Below are 15,177 nucleotides of genomic sequence, written 5' to 3'. Positions count from 1 at the left end.
CGCCGGGTCGCGATCTTTTCACCCACTGCAGGAGGGGTATGGCTAATCACAACAACCTGGCCATCGAGGCCCGTCATCTGGTCAAGCGCTACGCCGAACTGGAGGTCCTCAAGGACGTCTCGCTCGGCGTGCATGAAGGCCACGTGGTCTCGATCATCGGCTCCAGCGGCTCCGGCAAGAGCACCTTGCTGCGCTGCATGAACCTCCTCGAGACGCCCGACAGCGGCGATCTGACCATCGCCGGCGAGTCGCTGAACTTTTCTCAGAACATTCGCTCCGGCGCCTCCCAAAACACTCGCGCCGGCATCAAGCGTCATCAACTGCAACGCCTGCGTACCCAGGTCAGCATGGTCTTTCAGCAATTCAACCTATGGCCGCATCTGAGCGTGCTCGGCAATGTCATCGAAGCCCCCGTGCGCGTGCGTGGCCTGTCCAAACGCGAGGCCGTGACGCTGGGTGAGCATTACCTGGAACGGGTCGGCATGGCCGATAAGCGCGATCAATATCCCGCCTATCTTTCCGGCGGTCAGCAACAGCGCGTCGCCATCGCCCGGGCCCTGGCCATGGAGCCACGGGTATTGCTGTTCGACGAACCCACCTCGGCCCTCGACCCGGAACTCGTCAATGAGGTACTCGGCGTCATCCACGGTCTCGCCGAGGAGGGCCGCACCATGCTGCTGGTCACCCACGAGATGGGCTTCGCCCGCGACGTCTCTCACCAGGTGGCCTTCCTGCACCAGGGCTGCGTCGAGGAAATCGGCACCCCGGCACATGTTTTCGAAACCGCGACCAGCGAGCGCTGCCGTCAGTTCGTCTCGAGCGTGGCCTGAGCCTTTCACGTGGCGCCGCCAGCGGTGCCATATCATCCCGGGCCCTCACGGCCCGACACAACAACGATGGGGAACCATGATGATCAAGCAACTGACAGCGACCCTGATGCAGACAGCGGGCCTCGTCCTGCTGGCGCTGAGCGCGACCTCGGCGATGGCGGACGAGCCGCTCAAGATCGGCATCTCCGCGGAGCCCTACCCACCGTTCACCTACAAGGACGCCAACGGCAGCTGGACCGGCTTCGAAGTCGAGCTGGGCCAGGCACTCTGTGAGGAGATGAACGCCGCGTGCGACATCACGCCGACCGGATGGGGTGGGATTTTCCCGGCGCTCAAAAGCGGCAAGATCGATATGATCATGAACTCGCTATCGATCACTGAGAAACGCAAGCGCGTCATTGCCTTCAGCGACCCGTACTATTTCACGCCTTCGGCGTACGTCACCGCCAAGACCAACGACATGCAAATTCCCGACGATCTCGACGGCAAGATTCTCGGCGTTCAAGGGTCGACCACGAATGCCACCTTCGCGCGCCGCTCGCTGGCCGATACCGGGGTCGAGCTCAAGGTCTACGACCAGCAGGAACAGGCCAACCGCGACCTGCTCGCCGGACGTGTCGATGCCATCCTTGCCGACAAGATCGCCATGACGGAATTCGTCGAGCGCGACGCTGCCCAGGACTTCGAGATCCGTGCCACCGCGCCGCGTGACGATGCCTTCGGCGACGGCGTGGGCATTGGTCTGCGCCAGGACGACGACGCCCTGCGCGACAAGCTCAACGCCGCGATCGCCAGCGTGCTCGACAACGGCCGCTGCGCCGAGCTCTCCCAGCAGTACTTCGGTACCGACATCTGCGGCGGTTGATCCGCCTCGCGATCCGCCGGTCGGGCCCTGCTCGGCCGGTCCCGTTTCCGACACTGCGAGACTTCGACCATGCCAAGCGATCATAGCAATAGCCTGCTGGAATGGCTCGGCCCGATCCTGCAAGGCGCCCTGGTGACACTGGAAATCGCCTTGCTGGCCTATGCCATCGGGCTCGTCCTGGGGCTACTCGGGGCCACGGCACGCCTCAGCCCCTGGCGCCCCCTGCGCGGCCTGGGTACGGCGTATTCCACGCTGGTCCGCGCCATTCCCGAATTACTGTTGATCATCCTGCTGTATTACGCCGGCAGCCAGGCGCTCAATGCCCTGCTCGCCAAACTCGGCGGCGACATGCACATCGAGATCAGCGGTTTCGTCACTGCCGTGGGCGTGCTCGCCTTCGTTCAGGGCGCCTACATGACCGAGGTCTTCCGTGGCGCCATCCAGGCGATCCCCAAGGGACAACTAGAAGCCGCCGACGCCTATGGCTTTTCGCGCCCGACACGCTTTTACCGCATCGTGCTGCCCGGCATGCTGCCCAACGCCCTGCCCGGGATGTCCAACCTGTGGCTGATCCTGGTCAAGGACACCGCATTGATCAGCGTGATCGGCTTCGAGGAGTTGTTCTTCACCGCCCAACAAGCGGCCGCCAGCACTCGCGACTATGCCCTGTTCTACGCCCTCGCTGGCGCGCTCTATCTGGTCATGACGCTGGGCTCCAACGCCTTGTTCGCCCGCGCGGAGCGTCACGTCCGCCGCGGCCAGCCCAGCGCCTAGTCGACATCGACTAGCTCGCATCGAGGAGTATCCCTGCCATGGACTTTTCCTGGCTGAGCGATCCGTTCTATCAAAAAGCCCTGTGGACTGGCTTCGTCAATACCCTGTGGCTGGTCGCCGTCTCGGCCGTCTGCGGTTTCGCGCTGGCAGTGACCTTCGCCATGATCCGCCTGCGCGGCCCACGCCCGTTGGCCATGCTGGTCACCGGACTGACCACGGTAGTACGCGGCACGCCGTTGCTCGTGCAGTTGTTCTTTTTCTACGACGGCGTGGGACGTTTGCTGCCGGAGATCCCCGGCCTGCAGGAGAGCCTGATCTGGCCGCTGCTGCGCGATCCGTTCTTCTACGGCGCGCTGACCTTCACGCTGAGCGTCGGCGCCTACACGGGCGAGGTCCTGCGCGGAGCGCTATTGAGCGTACCCGAGGGCGAGCTCGCCGCCGGCCGCGCCTTCGGCCTGAGCCCTTGGCAGATTCTCTATCGGCTGTGGCTGCCGCGCGCCATCCAGATGTGCCTGCCCACGCTGACCGGCGAGCTGATCCTGCTGCTCAAGTCGGTGCCCCTGGTCTCGACCATCGCGCTGATGGATCTGCTCAAAGCCGCCAACATGGTGCGCGACGAAACCTTCCTGGTATACGAGCCACTCCTGCTCATCGCTGGCATCTACCTGGCCCTGACCCTGGTGCTCACCAGCGTGATGCGCCTCATCGAGCAGCGTTTTCCAGGCGCTCGTCCCGCCACTCCCAAGCGCCGACGCCTGTTGCCCGGCTAGCCGGCGCGCGTACGCCGAGGTGTTACAATGAGCGCCACGCAGGCAAGCGCCTGCCAAGGGAACATCGTACGGCCAGTTCATCGGAGCCGCACGACGTTCGACGTGCATTGATCGATTGGATGCCTCGAGCATGCAGCACTTGGATTTGCAGGTCATCGAGCGAGCGCTCGACTGGGCCCGCGACGGTGAAACGGTATGGTTGTGCACGGTGCTGGCGACGTTCGGCTCGTCGCCCCGCGAGCCCGGTTCATTGTTCGTCGCACGCGGGGATGGCCGCCATGAGGGATCTTTGTCGGGCGGCTGTATCGAGGAGGATTTTCTCGAGCGTCTGACACAGGGCGCCTTCGAGTCGCCGGTCACCACGCTGCGCTACGGTGATGGTCACGCCGAGGGGCCGACAGTCACCCTGCCCTGCGACGGCATTCTTGACGTCATGATCGAGCGCCTGCCGCCAACCCCCGAGCAGCTCGCCCATCTCGACGCCTTGTACGACGTCCTGCGTGGGCAGCGCCCGGCCATTCGCCAGGTCGATACCGCTACCGGGCTAGCGACACTTGCCGATGACGACAGCGAAGGTCCCCGAGTGACGCGTGATGAGCACCAAGCCCGGGTGCGCCTGGGACCGGTGGCACGCTTGATCGTGGCCGGCCTCTCGCCGGTCTCGATCGCTTGCGCCGAGTTCGCGCGCTCGCTGGGCTTCGAGGTCATCGTCTGCGACCCGCGCGAGGAAGCCTGGCGGGATGTCGCGATACCGGGCGTCCAGACGCAGGTCACGCTGCCTTCCTCGTTCATTGCCTCGGGGAGGTGTCATGCGGCGACGGCCGTGGTCGCCCTGACCCACGACCCGCGACTCGACGATCTGACGATGATCGAGGCCGTGCGCACGCCGGCGTTTTATATCGGCGCCATGGGCTCACGGCGCACCTCCACGGCGCGCGCCGAACGCTTGCAGCGCGTCGGCGAGCTCAGCGAGGAAGATATCGCGCGCCTGCACATGCCCATCGGCCTGGCACTCGGAAGCAAGACACCCGCCGAAATCGCGCTGGCGGTGATGGCCGATATCGTGCGCGTGCGCCGCGGCAAGGCACGCGATGCACTCTGAAAGGGTGGTCGCCGTGATCATGGCCGCCGGAAGCTCGCGGCGTTTCGGGGAGGAGGACAAACGCCGCGCGAGCGGACCTTGGGAAGGTACGCTGCTCGGCGCCTCGTTGGCCAAGGCGCGCGAAGCATTTGCATGCCATCGCGTGGTGCTGCGTAGAAGGGATGATCCCGCTTGCCTGGGACTCGCCGACGACACGCCGCTGATTCGCGCGACACGCGCCGAGCACGGCCTAGGCGCCAGCCTGGCCGAAGCCTTCGCGGCGCTCTCGCAGGACCCGTCACTCGCTGACGTTCAGGCAGCGGCGATCCTGCTCGGCGACATGCCTACCATCCGGCGCGATACCCTGCTTCACCTGCAGCGTCTCGCCGATGCCGAACACATCCTACGCCCCTGCCACGCCGGTCGTCCCGGCCACCCGGTACTGTTTGGGCGCGCGTTCTGGGCGGCACTCACATGCCTGGACGGCGACGCTGGAGCACGGCGGCTGATCCGCCAGCACCCCGAGCGCTACCGGGAATTCGAGGTCGATGACCCCGGCATCCTCCTGGATATCGACACGCCAGCGGACCTGAAGCGCATCACGCCGCCGGACGGTGACGCGACACGCTGACGTCGGCGACCCTCACGCACTTTGCGCCTGGGGCACGTCGTCCATCAGCTTATCGAGGGTGATGGGCAGCTCGCGAATGCGCTTGCCGGTGGCATGGTGCACCGCATTGCCGATGGCGGCGGCCAACCCAGTGACGCCGATCTCGCCGATACCGCGCGCGCCGTATTCATTGAACGCCAGATCGGGATAATCGAGCAGAATGACGTCGATCTCCGGCTGGTCGGCATGCACCGGCACCACGTACTCGGCGTAGTCGTTGTTCACGGGGCGGCCGTTGCGCTCGTCGTACTCGGTGGCTTCGAAAAGCCCCATGCCGATACCCATCACGACCGCGCCCTCGACCTGGTTGCGTGCGGTGGTCGCGTTGATCACTTTGCCCACGTCGATGGCGCTGACCACTCGCGATACACGCAGATGGGAGATGCCCGGATCCCAGCGTACCTCGACGAAATGGGCACCGAAGGAGCGGTAGGAGTATTTCGAGTCGGCGGCCTCGGTATGCGCTTCGCCATCGGCACTACCGTAACGCGCAGCGTCGAGCACCTCGGCGAAACTCGCCTGCTTGCCGTCATAACGCAGGCCACCATCGGCCACGCTCAGATCGTCCGCACTGGCCTCGGCGAAGATACCATTGCCACCAGTGGCATAGCGCTTGAGCTCGTCAAGCGCATTGCGCGCCGCACCGGCGATGGCCGGAAGCGTCGTTGCCGTGGCCCAGGAGCCGCCGGAAATAGGGCCATCAGGATAGGAGGAGTCCCCCAGCTTGACGGTGATCCGATCCAACGGCACACCGGTCACGTCGCTCACCGCCTGGGCGACGATGGTGTAGGTGCCGGTGCCGATATCCTGGGTCGCACAGGAAGCGAAGACGGTGCCATCGGCACGCAGCGACACGCGTGCATCGCAGGGCCGCTTCAGCGCTTCCCAGTTGCAGGCTGCCATGCCGTAACCGACGACCTCGCGTCCCTCGCGCATGCTGCCGATCTCGGGGTTGCGGTCGTGCCACCCGAAACGCTCGGCGGCCTGCTGCGTTGCTTCGATGATGTGATTGCTGGAGAAGTCGAGATCCTGGCTCTCGTCGCGCTCAGCGTAGTTATCGAGGCGAAACTGCACCGGATCGACACCCGCCGCCAGTGCCATCTCGTCGATGGCGGATTCCAGCGCGAATAGCCCCGGCGCCGCACCCGGTGCACGCATCGAGGTCGGCGTGCCGCGATTCACCTGGGTCGTGGCATGGCTCACCGTCAGATCGGGGCAACTGTAGAGGCTCTTGGTCACGCTGCCGCAGGTTTCCACGTACTGATCGGTGAACGAGGTCGTGTTGATGGCCTCATGACGAAGCGACACCAGTTTGCCGTTGCCGTCGGTCGCCAAGCGCATGCGCTGGCGGGTTTCAGGACGGTGCCCGGTGGTGGTGAACATCTGCTGACGCGGCACGACGAGCTGCACCGGGCGGCCCAGCTCACGCGAAACCGCCGCCGTGGCCACCGCATGCGGCCAGGTCCACAACTTGCTGCCGAAGCCCGAGCCGATGTAGGGCGCGTGCACGGTGATGCGCTCGGGTGCAATGGCGAAAATCTTGGACAGCGCATTGCGCTCGACCACGACCCCTTGCGACGCGTCATGAATGGTCAGGTCACCCTGCGCATCCCAGTACGCCACGGAGGCATGCATTTCCATCGGGTTATGGGTTTCCACCGGCGTGTGGTAAGTGACGTCGATGGTCGTGTCGGCGGCATCGAAGGTTGCGGCGGCATCGCCACGCGAATGACCGCCACCCGCCTGCGTGCCGTTGTCCTCGAGACCCTGGGCGAGGTTGGCGACGGCCGATTCGCCAGCGTATTCCACCTTGACGTGTCGCGCGGCGGCACGCGCGTTCTCGAAACTGTCGGCAACCACCAGCGCCACGAACTGGCCCTCGTAGTAAACGCGCTCATCCTCGAACGGCAGCCGTGTTTCCTCCACCTTGTTGCCCTGCACGAAGCTCGACGGCGTGCGGTACAGCGAAGGGAAGTGGCCGTGGTGGAAAATATCGATGACACCCGGCATCCGCTTCGCCTCATCGACATCCAGCCGCGTCACCTTGCCCTTGGCGATGGTACTGAAGACGCCATAGCCGTATGCCATGTTGGCCGGCAAGTTGTCAGCGGCGTAGTTGGCGCGCCCCGCGAGTTTATCGGGACCGTCGATGCGCGGCACGCCCGCGCCGATAATGGGATCTTTCGTATCCGTGTCGCTCATGTTCCATTCTCCTCGCGGGCGATTCAGGCGGCAGTCAGATCGGTGAGATTACGTACGATGGCCTGCTGGCCGAGCGGAATCTTGTAGCCGTTCTGGGCGTAGGCGACGGCGTTCTCGAAGGCGCGCTTGGCCGCGTCCGCGAACAGCGTCTCACTGGCGGTCTTGCCCTTGAGCGCCGCTTCCACTTCCGGCGCACGCCACGGCTTGGTGCCGACACCGCCCATGGCTACTCGTGCCTCGCGAATGGTGTTGCCGTCCATGCGCACGATCACCGCACTGGAGGCCAGCGCGAACTGATACGACTGACGGTCGCGCAGCTTGAGATAGGCAGACCGGCTGCCCTCGAGCGGCGCGTCCAGCGTCACGTGGGTGATCAACTCGCCCGCTTCCAACGCATGCTCGCGTGCCGGCGTGTCACCGGGCAGTAGGTGAAAGTCGGCGAAGTCGATCTCGCGCCGGCCTTCCGGCCCCTGTACCTCGACGGTGGCCCCGATGGCGGCCATCGCCACGCACATATCCGAGGGATGCGTCGCAATGCAGTTGTCGCTGGTGCCGAGCACCGCGTGGACGCTGCGGTTGACGCCGCCGATGGCCGCGCAGCCGCTGCCCGGCTCGCGCTTGTTGCAGGCGGACACGCCATCGCGGAAATACGGGCAACGCACGCGCTGCATCACGTTGCCACCAGTGGTCGCCTTGTTGCGCAGCTGCGTCGAAGCGCCGGCCAGCAATGCCTGGGAAAGTACGGCATAGTCGTCGACCACGCGCTCATCACGGGCCAGCGCCGTGTTGGTCACCATCGCGCCGATACGCAGCCGACCGTCGTCGAGGCGTTCGATGGTATCGAGGTCGACACCGTTGATATCGACCACCTTCTGCGGCTGCATGACATCGAGCTTGACCAGATCGAGCAGCGTGGTACCCCCCGCCAGGAAGGCGGCGTCGCGTTCGCTGCCATGCGCCGCCACCGCTTGCTGCGCGCTTTCGGCGCGGGCGTAATCGAAATGTCTCATGCATTGCCCCCTTGCATTGCACCGCGAGCGGACTGAATGGCCGCAACGATGTTCTTGTAGGCGCCACAACGACAGATATTGCCGCTCATCGCCTCGCGCACGTCGGCGTCACGGGTGCCGATGTCGTCATCCTGCAGGATCGCCAGCGCGCTCATCATCTGACCCGCCGTGCAGTAACCGCACTGATAGGCATCATGCTCGAGAAACGCCTGCTGCAACGGATGCTGCTGGCCGTTCTTCTCTAGCCCTTCGACGGTGGTGATCTCGTCGCCGTCGTGAGTCACGGCAAGACTCAAACAGGAATTGATGGACGTGCCATTGACAAGGATCGTGCAGGCACCGCACTGGCCGTGGTCGCAGCCCTTCTTGGTGCCAGTCAACTGCAGGGCGTGGCGCAGTGCATCGAGCAGGATCACGTTGGGCGTGACATCGAGCTGTTCGCGCCGACCGTTGACGATCAGCGTGATGCGGCGCTGGCCTTCGGCGGGGGGCGCCTCGGCTTGCGTGTCCGGGTCATCCGGCGAACCGGCATAACTCACCGACGACAACGCCGGCGCAGCCGCTACCGCAAGCCCGGAGGCACCGGCCGATTTTAGAAAGCGTCGCCGCGACGGCGATGCGGGGTGTCGCTGGGGATCAAAATACGAAACCTCAGTCTTGAGACGCTCACGGTCATCCATGTCTTATCCTCGCCATTCACCAGTCAGGGCTGGCATCGTTCTTGAGCGACGCCCGAAACGCACAATTTAGCGTTGGCGGGCGCTCGCCATCAGAAAGCATCGTGCGAAGCCAAGCCGTGTCAGGCAGCTCGACCAACCTTAACGTTAGGAGAGGATAGGAGGTGCCGCAAAGCATGCGGCGAAAATTCAGAGGAATCCGGCAGAATGCCAGAGAATCAGGCATGCAACGCAAACCGCCGCCCGGAAGCTCCGTGGCGGCGGTTTACGGATATCTTTCTGGTGCCGGTGAGTGGACTCGAACCACCGACCTACGCATTACGAGTGCGTTGCTCTTCCAACTGAGCTACACCGGCGACGGCGCATGATAGTAATCAGGTTCGCGTGGTCAGACAAGCCTCTCGGCCTGTCACCTTATGCAGGCAATACCGGCATGGTCAGCAGTAGCCAGAGGTATATCGCAATCAATGCCGCGACGACCGCTGCGATGGCCCAGGCCATGCGTTCTCGCGTCGCTTGATCCCGGGCGACAAGGTGCTTGAGCGCTATTCGTGCGCCCCACCAGACGCCTACCAGCACCAGCAATGGAATGCCTACGCCGATCAGAAATGTCATATCGCCTCCCACTTTCCGACCATGCCCAACTATCATGACGCAACGCCCGCGAGTCTCGCAGCGGTCGCTAAGCTCGACAAGTGTATGTCTTCTGATGACAAGATTGTCGACAGTGTATATGCGCAACAAACACTGCACTGGTATAATCTGACACGATCGCTGGGTCGCCGGCACCATGACGGGCCAACCGAATTCACCATCTGCATGATGATCCAAGCGCTTTCGCGGGGACAGCATCATCGCCGCACGAGCGGGGCTGCCCAAGACCGCCGGCAAGCACTTGTATCGCCCCCAGCCAACCCGCATCGCTGAAGATTCGTGCAACCGCTGTGACAAGAGAGGTCAATATCCAAATGTCCAACACGCCGAAGATCATCTATACGCTCACTGATGAGGCCCCCGCGCTGGCGACCCATTCCCTGCTTCCGATCATCGCCGCTTACACGAGCACAGCCGGCATCAGCGTCGAGACCCGCGATATCTCGCTGGCTGGTCGCATCCTCGCTCAGTTCCCGGATCTCCTGAGCGACGAACAGCGCATGAGCGACGACCTGGCCGAGCTCGGCGAGCTGGCCAAGACGCCGGAAGCCAACATCATCAAGTTGCCCAACATCAGCGCTTCCGGCCCGCAGCTCAAGGCCGCGATCAAGGAACTGCAGAGCCAGGGCTATCCGCTGCCGGATTATCCGGACGAGCCGAAAAACGACGCAGAGAAGGCGATCAAGGCCGCTTTCGACAAGGCCAAGGGCAGCGCGGTCAACCCGGTTCTGCGCGAAGGTAACTCCGACCGTCGCGCGCCGCAGTCGGTCAAGAACTACGCGAAGAAGTATCCACACCGCATGGGTGAGTGGAGCGCCGACTCTCAGTCGCATGTCGCGCACATGAGCGAAGGCGACTTCTATGGCAGCGAGCAGTCCGCCACCATCGAAAAGGCCGGCAAGCTCAAGATCGAACTCAAGCAGAAAGACGGCACCACCAGCGTCCTCAAGGAAGGCCTGGCGGTTCAGGACGGTGAAGTCGTCGACGCCTCACGCATGAGCAGCCGCCATCTGCGCAACTTCATCGACAGCGAGATCAAGGATGCCAAGAAGCGCGGCGTGCTGTTCTCTCTGCACCTGAAAGCCACCATGATGAAGGTTTCCGACCCGATCATGTTCGGCATGGTGGTCGAAGAGTTCTACAAGGACGTGCTCGAGAAACACGCCGACGCCCTCGAACTGGCGGGCTTCAATCCCAACAGTGGCATCGGCGACCTCTACAGCGCGATCGAGTCCCTGCCCAGCGAACAACAGGACGCCATCACGAGCGACATCGACGCGCTCTACAAAGAGCGTCCGCCGATGGCGATGGTCAACTCGCACAAGGGTATCTCCAACCTGCATGTGCCCTCTGATGTGATCATCGACGCGTCCATGCCGGCGATGATTCGCGATTCCGGCAAGATGTGGGGCACCGACGATGCGCTGCACGATGCCAAGGCCGTGATCCCGGATCGCTGCTACGCCGGCATCTATCAGGTCACCATCGATGACTGCAAGAAGAATGGCGCCTTCGATCCGACCACCATGGGCAGCGTACCCAACGTCGGCCTGATGGCGCAGAAGGCCGAGGAATACGGCTCTCACGACAAGACCTTCCAGGCCGATGCGGACGGCACCATCGTGGTCACCGACGAAAACGGTCATCAACTGTTCAACCATGACGTGGAAGCCGGCGACATCTGGCGCATGTGCCAGACCAAGGACGCGCCGATTCAGGACTGGGTCAAGCTTGCCGTCACTCGCGCCCGCGACAGCGCCACCCCCGCCATCTTCTGGCTGGATGCCAACCGCGCGCATGATGCGAAGCTCATCGAGAAAGTCGAAGCCTACCTCAAGGATCACGATACCAGCGGCCTGGATATCCGCATCATGGCGCCGGAAGACGCCATGCGCTTCTCGCTGGAACGCACTCGCAAGGGCGAAGACACTATCTCCGTCACCGGCAACGTGCTGCGCGACTACCTGACCGACCTGTTCCCGATCATGGAACTCGGCACCAGTGCCAAGATGCTCTCCATCGTCCCGCTGATGCAGGGCGGCGGCCTGTTCGAGACCGGCGCCGGCGGCAGCGCGCCCAAGCACGTCGAGCAGCTCCTGGAGAAAAATCACCTACGCTGGGACTCGCTGGGTGAGTTCCTCGCCCTGGCCGCGTCACTCGAGCACCTCGCCAAGGCGTACGACAATCCCAAGGCCAAGGTGCTGGCCAAGACGCTGGATCAGGCCACCGGTGAATTCCTCAACAGCAACAAGTCGCCGTCACGCAAGATCGGCGAAATCGATAACCGCGGCAGCCACTTCTATCTCTCGCTCTACTGGGCCCAGGCACTCGCCTCTCAGGACGAAGACGCCGAGCTGAAGGGGCAGTTCAGCGAGTTGGCCAAATCGCTCAAAGCCGACGAAGACAAGGTCGTCAAAGAACTCACCGAAGTGCAAGGTAAGCCGGTAGAGATCAATGGCTACTACCATCCCGATTATGATCTGACCAGCCAAGTCATGCGTCCCAGCGCGACGCTGAACGCCGCTCTGGATGCCCTCATGAAGCGTTAAACGCTGTATGCCGGGGCACAACATTTCGCCCCGCGCAGTAACAGCGTCAGAACAGGCCCATGCCCCGTGCATGGGCCTGTTTCGTTCAGAGGCAGGAAATTCAGAGGCAGGAAAAGAGTAGGAAGACCCGCTTCACCACCTTTCAGGCAGAAAAAAGCCCTCCGCCATGGGAGGGCTAAAACGTCGTACGCAGTGTGAACCACTACGCGATGGAATTGCGACTTCCTTGAAGGTTCCTCGCCGTCCATGGCTCACGTATACAAAAAATAACACATTAGAGACGCTTCGTTTACCTATATTCGATGTCTTTCTAGTAAGCCAATGCCGACGCAACGGGTCAGCATCCGACGACACCCGAAGAATTTTATCAGACGACCACTAATTCCCGAGTAAAATTGTCGGGTATTTAACCCAGATCAATCCAACCGCCTGTTCACTATGACATTGTGAGCGCCGTCGAGCAGGGATACGACCTCGGTGCTCAGCATCGCGCACAAGGAAGTGTGGAAAGGTCGCAAGGAGCTCGACAGGACATGCAATGACGCAACGTCCACAGCCCGGCCTCGGTCGGGCTTACTTGTGTCTGGCCCCCGCCAACGCCTTTCTCTGCCGCAATGGGCTATTTTAATCGGAGTGCCATCGTGCAAGGAGAAGGTATGACACCACGCAAGGCCGACTTCCCCCTCGATCAATGCCGCTGTCACCTGGAAACCGGCCCCATCGTACTGGTGGGCTCGCAATGGCAGGCAGAACGTAACCTGATGGTGATGGGCTGGCACATGATGCTCGGCTTCACGCCGGCACACTTCGGTTGCCTAATCACCGCCGCCAATCACAGCCATCGCCTCGTACGCGAAAGCCGCGAATGCACGATCAACATACCGACACTGGAGCTAGTCGACGCCGTGGTCGGGGTGGGCAATAGCGATGGTGATACGCTCGATAAGTTCGACGCCTTCGGGCTGACACCGACACCGGGCAAGATCGTCTCTGCACCGCTCGTTGAGGAATGCTATGCCAGCTTCGAGTGCCGCCTGGTCGACGACAGCCAGATAGACCGCCACGAGCTGTTCATCTGGGAGATCGTCAAAGCCCATGTAGACACCTCGATCGGCCTTCCCCGCACCCTGCATTATCGCGGTCACGACCGCTTCATGGTCGCCGGCGACGAAATCGATTGCTCGGCGGACTTCAGGGTGCAGAATTTGTAATGCCTAATGAGCGCTGTGGATACTTGATGGACACCCACAAAAAAACCGCCTCGATGGGCGGTTTCTTTCAAGGCTAAAAAAGCCTTTAGAATCAGTCGCTAAGCTATGGTGCCGACACCAGGAGTCGAACCCGGGACCTACTGATTACAAGTCAGTTGCTCTACCAACTGAGCTATGTCGGCATAGCATAGAGCCGTTAGCGATGGCTGGGGTAGCAGGATTCGAACCTGCGCATGCTGATACCAAAAACCAGTGCCTTACCACTTGGCTATACCCCAGCAAATTGGTGGCCAGAGACGGAATCGAACCGCCGACACGAGGATTTTCAATCCACTGCTCTACCGACTGAGCTATCTGGCCGCTGCCAACGGAGACGCATTAAACCGAATTCTTCGGTTCGGGTCAAGCCTTTTAATTCAAAAAGATGCCGACCACCGGGCCTGCTTTACTGGCTCGGGGGTACGTAGCCTTCAGCCTGGTCGGTATCTTGATTGTCCAGGAAGCGCTCCATCTGTTCCATGAGATAGGTACGCGCTTCGGGGTCCAGCAGGCTGAGATGCTTTTCGTTGATCAGACGAGTTTGCAGCGCCTGCCATTCGTCCCAGGCTTGTTTGGAAACCGTCTGCTGGATCTCCTGCCCCTTGGCACCGGGTAGCGGCGGAAACGGCAGGGCCTCGAGCTCCTGTTGGTACTTGCGGCAAAAGACGGTCTGGCTCATGGCGCTTACTCCTAACGTATTGCGGGGTTACGAAACATCTCGGTCGAGCAGTGTCTTGACCGGCGCCGCCAATCCTACACTAGCGGGCGCCTTGGCGTCGTACCATAGCACCCCTTCCTCGCCGACCTCTGAAGGCAGCTCCTCCAGACGCGCCGGTGAGGGCGTGATCTTCAAGCGAAAATGGCTGAAGGTATGCGTGAACGCCTCGCCATCCGCCTCGCGCAGGGCGTGGGGGAAGCGCTGATCGAGCCAGGCGCGTAGCGCTTGCTCGTCATCGAACTGGGGCAGACTCCACAAACCGCCCCACAATCCGCTAGCTGGACGTTGCTGGAGGAAGACGCGCCCCTGTGGGTCACGCAATACCAGCATCTGTGTGACGCGCTCAGGCAGTGCCTTGCGCGGTTTGGATTCGGGGAAGCGCGTTTCTTCGCTACGCGCATGCGCCACGCAGATATCTTCGAAGGGGCATAGCAGACATGCCGGTTTGCTTCGCGTACACAGCGTCGCCCCCAGGTCCATCATCGCCTGGGTATAGTCGGCCAGACGCTCATCCGGCGTGTAACGCTCCGCCAGCGTCCATAGCTCACGCTCTACGGCAGGACGGCCGGGCCAGCCTTCCACGGCGTGCAGGCGAGTCAGTACACGCTTGACGTTGCCGTCGAGGATCGGCGCACGCCGGCCAGTGCTGATGCTGATGATCGCGCCGGCCGTGGAACGCCCGATGCCGGGCAGTGCGGAAAGCGCCTCGACGCTGTCCATCGGAAACTCGCCGCCATGTTCACCCATCACCACCTGGGCGGCCTTGTGCAGGTTACGCGCTCGTGCGTAATACCCCAGCCCCGTCCACAGATGCAGCACCTCGTCTTGCGGCGCTCGCGCCAGGGCGGCGACATCCGGAAAGCGCTCCATGAAGCGCTGATAGTAGGGAATCACCGTGGCGACCTGCGTCTGCTGCAGCATGATTTCCGACACCCAGATGCGGTAGGGCGTCTTGTCGAATTGCCAGGGCAGTGTCTTGCGGCCGTGAACGTCGAACCATTCGAAGACCCGCCGACGAAAGGTGTCAGCGGTGAGCGGAATTTCCTGCATGCGCGTTATCGTCCAGCCGGCGGCGACGCCGTCAGATCATGGGGATGAGAAGAAGTCAGGGACATACTAAAAAAAGC

Annotated in this window: 14 protein-coding genes and 4 tRNA genes; 8 read left to right on the top strand and 10 right to left on the bottom strand. The window is 62.5% G+C overall.

Going from position 1 to position 15,177, the window contains the following annotated elements; all coding sequences use genetic code 11:
- The first annotated feature begins 38 nt into the window (after window positions 1–38).
- The 6 genes from OP496_RS06435 (at window position 39) to OP496_RS06410 (ending at window position 4,951) form a co-directional block, all read left to right on the top strand.
- Window positions 39–830, top strand: a complete 792-nt coding sequence (locus tag OP496_RS06435) for an amino acid ABC transporter ATP-binding protein (protein ID WP_280562685.1) — start codon at window positions 39–41, stop codon at window positions 828–830.
- A 76-nt stretch (window positions 831–906) separates the two neighbouring features.
- The gene (locus OP496_RS06430; protein WP_280562684.1) at window positions 907–1,695 is read left to right on the top strand and encodes a transporter substrate-binding domain-containing protein; all 789 of its coding nucleotides are present in this window, start codon (window positions 907–909) and stop codon (window positions 1,693–1,695) included.
- 69 nt (window positions 1,696–1,764) lie between these two features.
- Window positions 1,765–2,469 carry an ABC transporter permease subunit gene (locus OP496_RS06425; protein ID WP_280562683.1) on the top strand — a complete coding sequence of 235 codons (705 nt, stop codon included), beginning with the start codon at window positions 1,765–1,767 and terminating at the stop codon, window positions 2,467–2,469.
- A gap of 38 nt (window positions 2,470–2,507) precedes the next feature.
- The gene (locus tag OP496_RS06420) at window positions 2,508–3,239 is read left to right on the top strand and encodes an ABC transporter permease subunit (protein WP_280562682.1); all 732 of its coding nucleotides are present in this window, start codon (window positions 2,508–2,510) and stop codon (window positions 3,237–3,239) included.
- A gap of 130 nt (window positions 3,240–3,369) precedes the next feature.
- A complete protein-coding gene (locus tag OP496_RS06415) occupies window positions 3,370–4,341 on the top strand; it encodes an XdhC family protein (protein WP_280562681.1) in 972 nt (323 codons plus the stop codon).
- Complete coding sequence (locus OP496_RS06410) at window positions 4,331–4,951, top strand: nucleotidyltransferase family protein (RefSeq protein WP_280562680.1); 621 nt, start codon at window positions 4,331–4,333, stop codon at window positions 4,949–4,951. Before OP496_RS06415 ends, OP496_RS06410 begins: the two co-directional genes overlap by 11 nt.
- Before the next feature lie 12 nt (window positions 4,952–4,963).
- Here the strand turns inward: OP496_RS06410 and OP496_RS06405 are convergent, their stop codons facing one another.
- From OP496_RS06405 to OP496_RS06385, 5 genes are all read right to left on the bottom strand, one after another.
- On the bottom strand, window positions 4,964–7,192 hold the full coding sequence (locus tag OP496_RS06405; protein ID WP_280562679.1) for a xanthine dehydrogenase family protein molybdopterin-binding subunit: 2,229 nt from the start codon (window positions 7,190–7,192) through the stop codon (window positions 4,964–4,966).
- 23 nt (window positions 7,193–7,215) lie between these two features.
- Window positions 7,216–8,202 carry a xanthine dehydrogenase family protein subunit M gene (locus tag OP496_RS06400; protein WP_280562678.1) on the bottom strand — a complete coding sequence of 329 codons (987 nt, stop codon included), beginning with the start codon at window positions 8,200–8,202 and terminating at the stop codon, window positions 7,216–7,218.
- Window positions 8,199–8,882 carry a 2Fe-2S iron-sulfur cluster-binding protein gene (locus OP496_RS06395; RefSeq protein WP_280562677.1) on the bottom strand — a complete coding sequence of 228 codons (684 nt, stop codon included), beginning with the start codon at window positions 8,880–8,882 and terminating at the stop codon, window positions 8,199–8,201. The genes OP496_RS06400 and OP496_RS06395 overlap by 4 nt, the downstream gene beginning before the upstream one ends.
- Before the next feature lie 277 nt (window positions 8,883–9,159).
- A tRNA-Thr gene (locus OP496_RS06390) sits at window positions 9,160–9,235 on the bottom strand.
- Between the two features lie 58 nt (window positions 9,236–9,293).
- Window positions 9,294–9,494 (bottom strand): hypothetical protein, encoded by a 201-nt coding sequence (locus OP496_RS06385; RefSeq protein ID WP_280562676.1) that lies wholly within the window; start codon window positions 9,492–9,494, stop codon window positions 9,294–9,296.
- A 353-nt stretch (window positions 9,495–9,847) separates the two neighbouring features.
- Here OP496_RS06385 and OP496_RS06380 point away from each other — a divergent pair, with 353 nt between their 5' ends.
- Both OP496_RS06380 and OP496_RS06375 read left to right on the top strand, forming a co-directional pair.
- Window positions 9,848–12,082, top strand: coding sequence for an NADP-dependent isocitrate dehydrogenase (locus OP496_RS06380; protein WP_280562675.1), 2,235 nt, complete (start codon window positions 9,848–9,850; stop codon window positions 12,080–12,082).
- 656 nt (window positions 12,083–12,738) lie between these two features.
- Complete coding sequence (locus tag OP496_RS06375) at window positions 12,739–13,293, top strand: flavin reductase family protein (protein ID WP_280562674.1); 555 nt, start codon at window positions 12,739–12,741, stop codon at window positions 13,291–13,293.
- A gap of 106 nt (window positions 13,294–13,399) precedes the next feature.
- On the opposite strand, the gene OP496_RS06370 is transcribed toward OP496_RS06375, so the two are convergent.
- From OP496_RS06370 to mutY, 5 genes are all read right to left on the bottom strand, one after another.
- Window positions 13,400–13,475, bottom strand: a tRNA-Thr gene (locus tag OP496_RS06370).
- 21 nt (window positions 13,476–13,496) lie between these two features.
- Window positions 13,497–13,571: transfer RNA gene (locus tag OP496_RS06365), tRNA-Gln, on the bottom strand.
- A 6-nt stretch (window positions 13,572–13,577) separates the two neighbouring features.
- Window positions 13,578–13,653 (bottom strand) — tRNA-Phe (locus tag OP496_RS06360).
- An 85-nt stretch (window positions 13,654–13,738) separates the two neighbouring features.
- Window positions 13,739–14,011 (bottom strand): oxidative damage protection protein, encoded by a 273-nt coding sequence (locus OP496_RS06355; RefSeq protein WP_280562673.1) that lies wholly within the window; start codon window positions 14,009–14,011, stop codon window positions 13,739–13,741.
- Window positions 14,012–14,038: 27 nt separating this feature from the next.
- Window positions 14,039–15,100, bottom strand: coding sequence for an A/G-specific adenine glycosylase (gene mutY, locus OP496_RS06350; protein WP_280562672.1), 1,062 nt, complete (start codon window positions 15,098–15,100; stop codon window positions 14,039–14,041).
- Between the last annotated feature and the right edge of the window lie 77 nt (window positions 15,101–15,177).

Source organism: Chromohalobacter sp. 48-RD10 (genome assembly GCF_029889785.1).
Classification (GTDB): domain Bacteria; phylum Pseudomonadota; class Gammaproteobacteria; order Pseudomonadales; family Halomonadaceae; genus Chromohalobacter.
Note: the sequence above shows the minus strand (reverse complement) of the source record. Positions and strands in the feature narration are given on the sequence as shown.

Coding starts and splice junctions, on each gene's coding strand:
- OP496_RS06415 (WP_280562681.1), top strand. CDS start 3,370: ATGCAGCACTTGGATTTGCAGGTCATCGAGCGAGCGCTCGACTGGGCC.
- mutY (WP_280562672.1), bottom strand. CDS start 15,100: ATGCAGGAAATTCCGCTCACCGCTGACACCTTTCGTCGGCGGGTCTTC.
- OP496_RS06405 (WP_280562679.1), bottom strand. CDS start 7,192: ATGAGCGACACGGATACGAAAGATCCCATTATCGGCGCGGGCGTGCCG.
- OP496_RS06410 (WP_280562680.1), top strand. CDS start 4,331: ATGCACTCTGAAAGGGTGGTCGCCGTGATCATGGCCGCCGGAAGCTCG.
- OP496_RS06355 (WP_280562673.1), bottom strand. CDS start 14,011: ATGAGCCAGACCGTCTTTTGCCGCAAGTACCAACAGGAGCTCGAGGCC.
- OP496_RS06380 (WP_280562675.1), top strand. CDS start 9,848: ATGTCCAACACGCCGAAGATCATCTATACGCTCACTGATGAGGCCCCC.
- OP496_RS06385 (WP_280562676.1), bottom strand. CDS start 9,494: ATGACATTTCTGATCGGCGTAGGCATTCCATTGCTGGTGCTGGTAGGC.
- OP496_RS06435 (WP_280562685.1), top strand. CDS start 39: ATGGCTAATCACAACAACCTGGCCATCGAGGCCCGTCATCTGGTCAAG.
- OP496_RS06425 (WP_280562683.1), top strand. CDS start 1,765: ATGCCAAGCGATCATAGCAATAGCCTGCTGGAATGGCTCGGCCCGATC.
- OP496_RS06420 (WP_280562682.1), top strand. CDS start 2,508: ATGGACTTTTCCTGGCTGAGCGATCCGTTCTATCAAAAAGCCCTGTGG.
- OP496_RS06400 (WP_280562678.1), bottom strand. CDS start 8,202: ATGAGACATTTCGATTACGCCCGCGCCGAAAGCGCGCAGCAAGCGGTG.
- OP496_RS06395 (WP_280562677.1), bottom strand. CDS start 8,882: ATGGATGACCGTGAGCGTCTCAAGACTGAGGTTTCGTATTTTGATCCC.
- OP496_RS06430 (WP_280562684.1), top strand. CDS start 907: ATGATGATCAAGCAACTGACAGCGACCCTGATGCAGACAGCGGGCCTC.
- OP496_RS06375 (WP_280562674.1), top strand. CDS start 12,739: ATGACACCACGCAAGGCCGACTTCCCCCTCGATCAATGCCGCTGTCAC.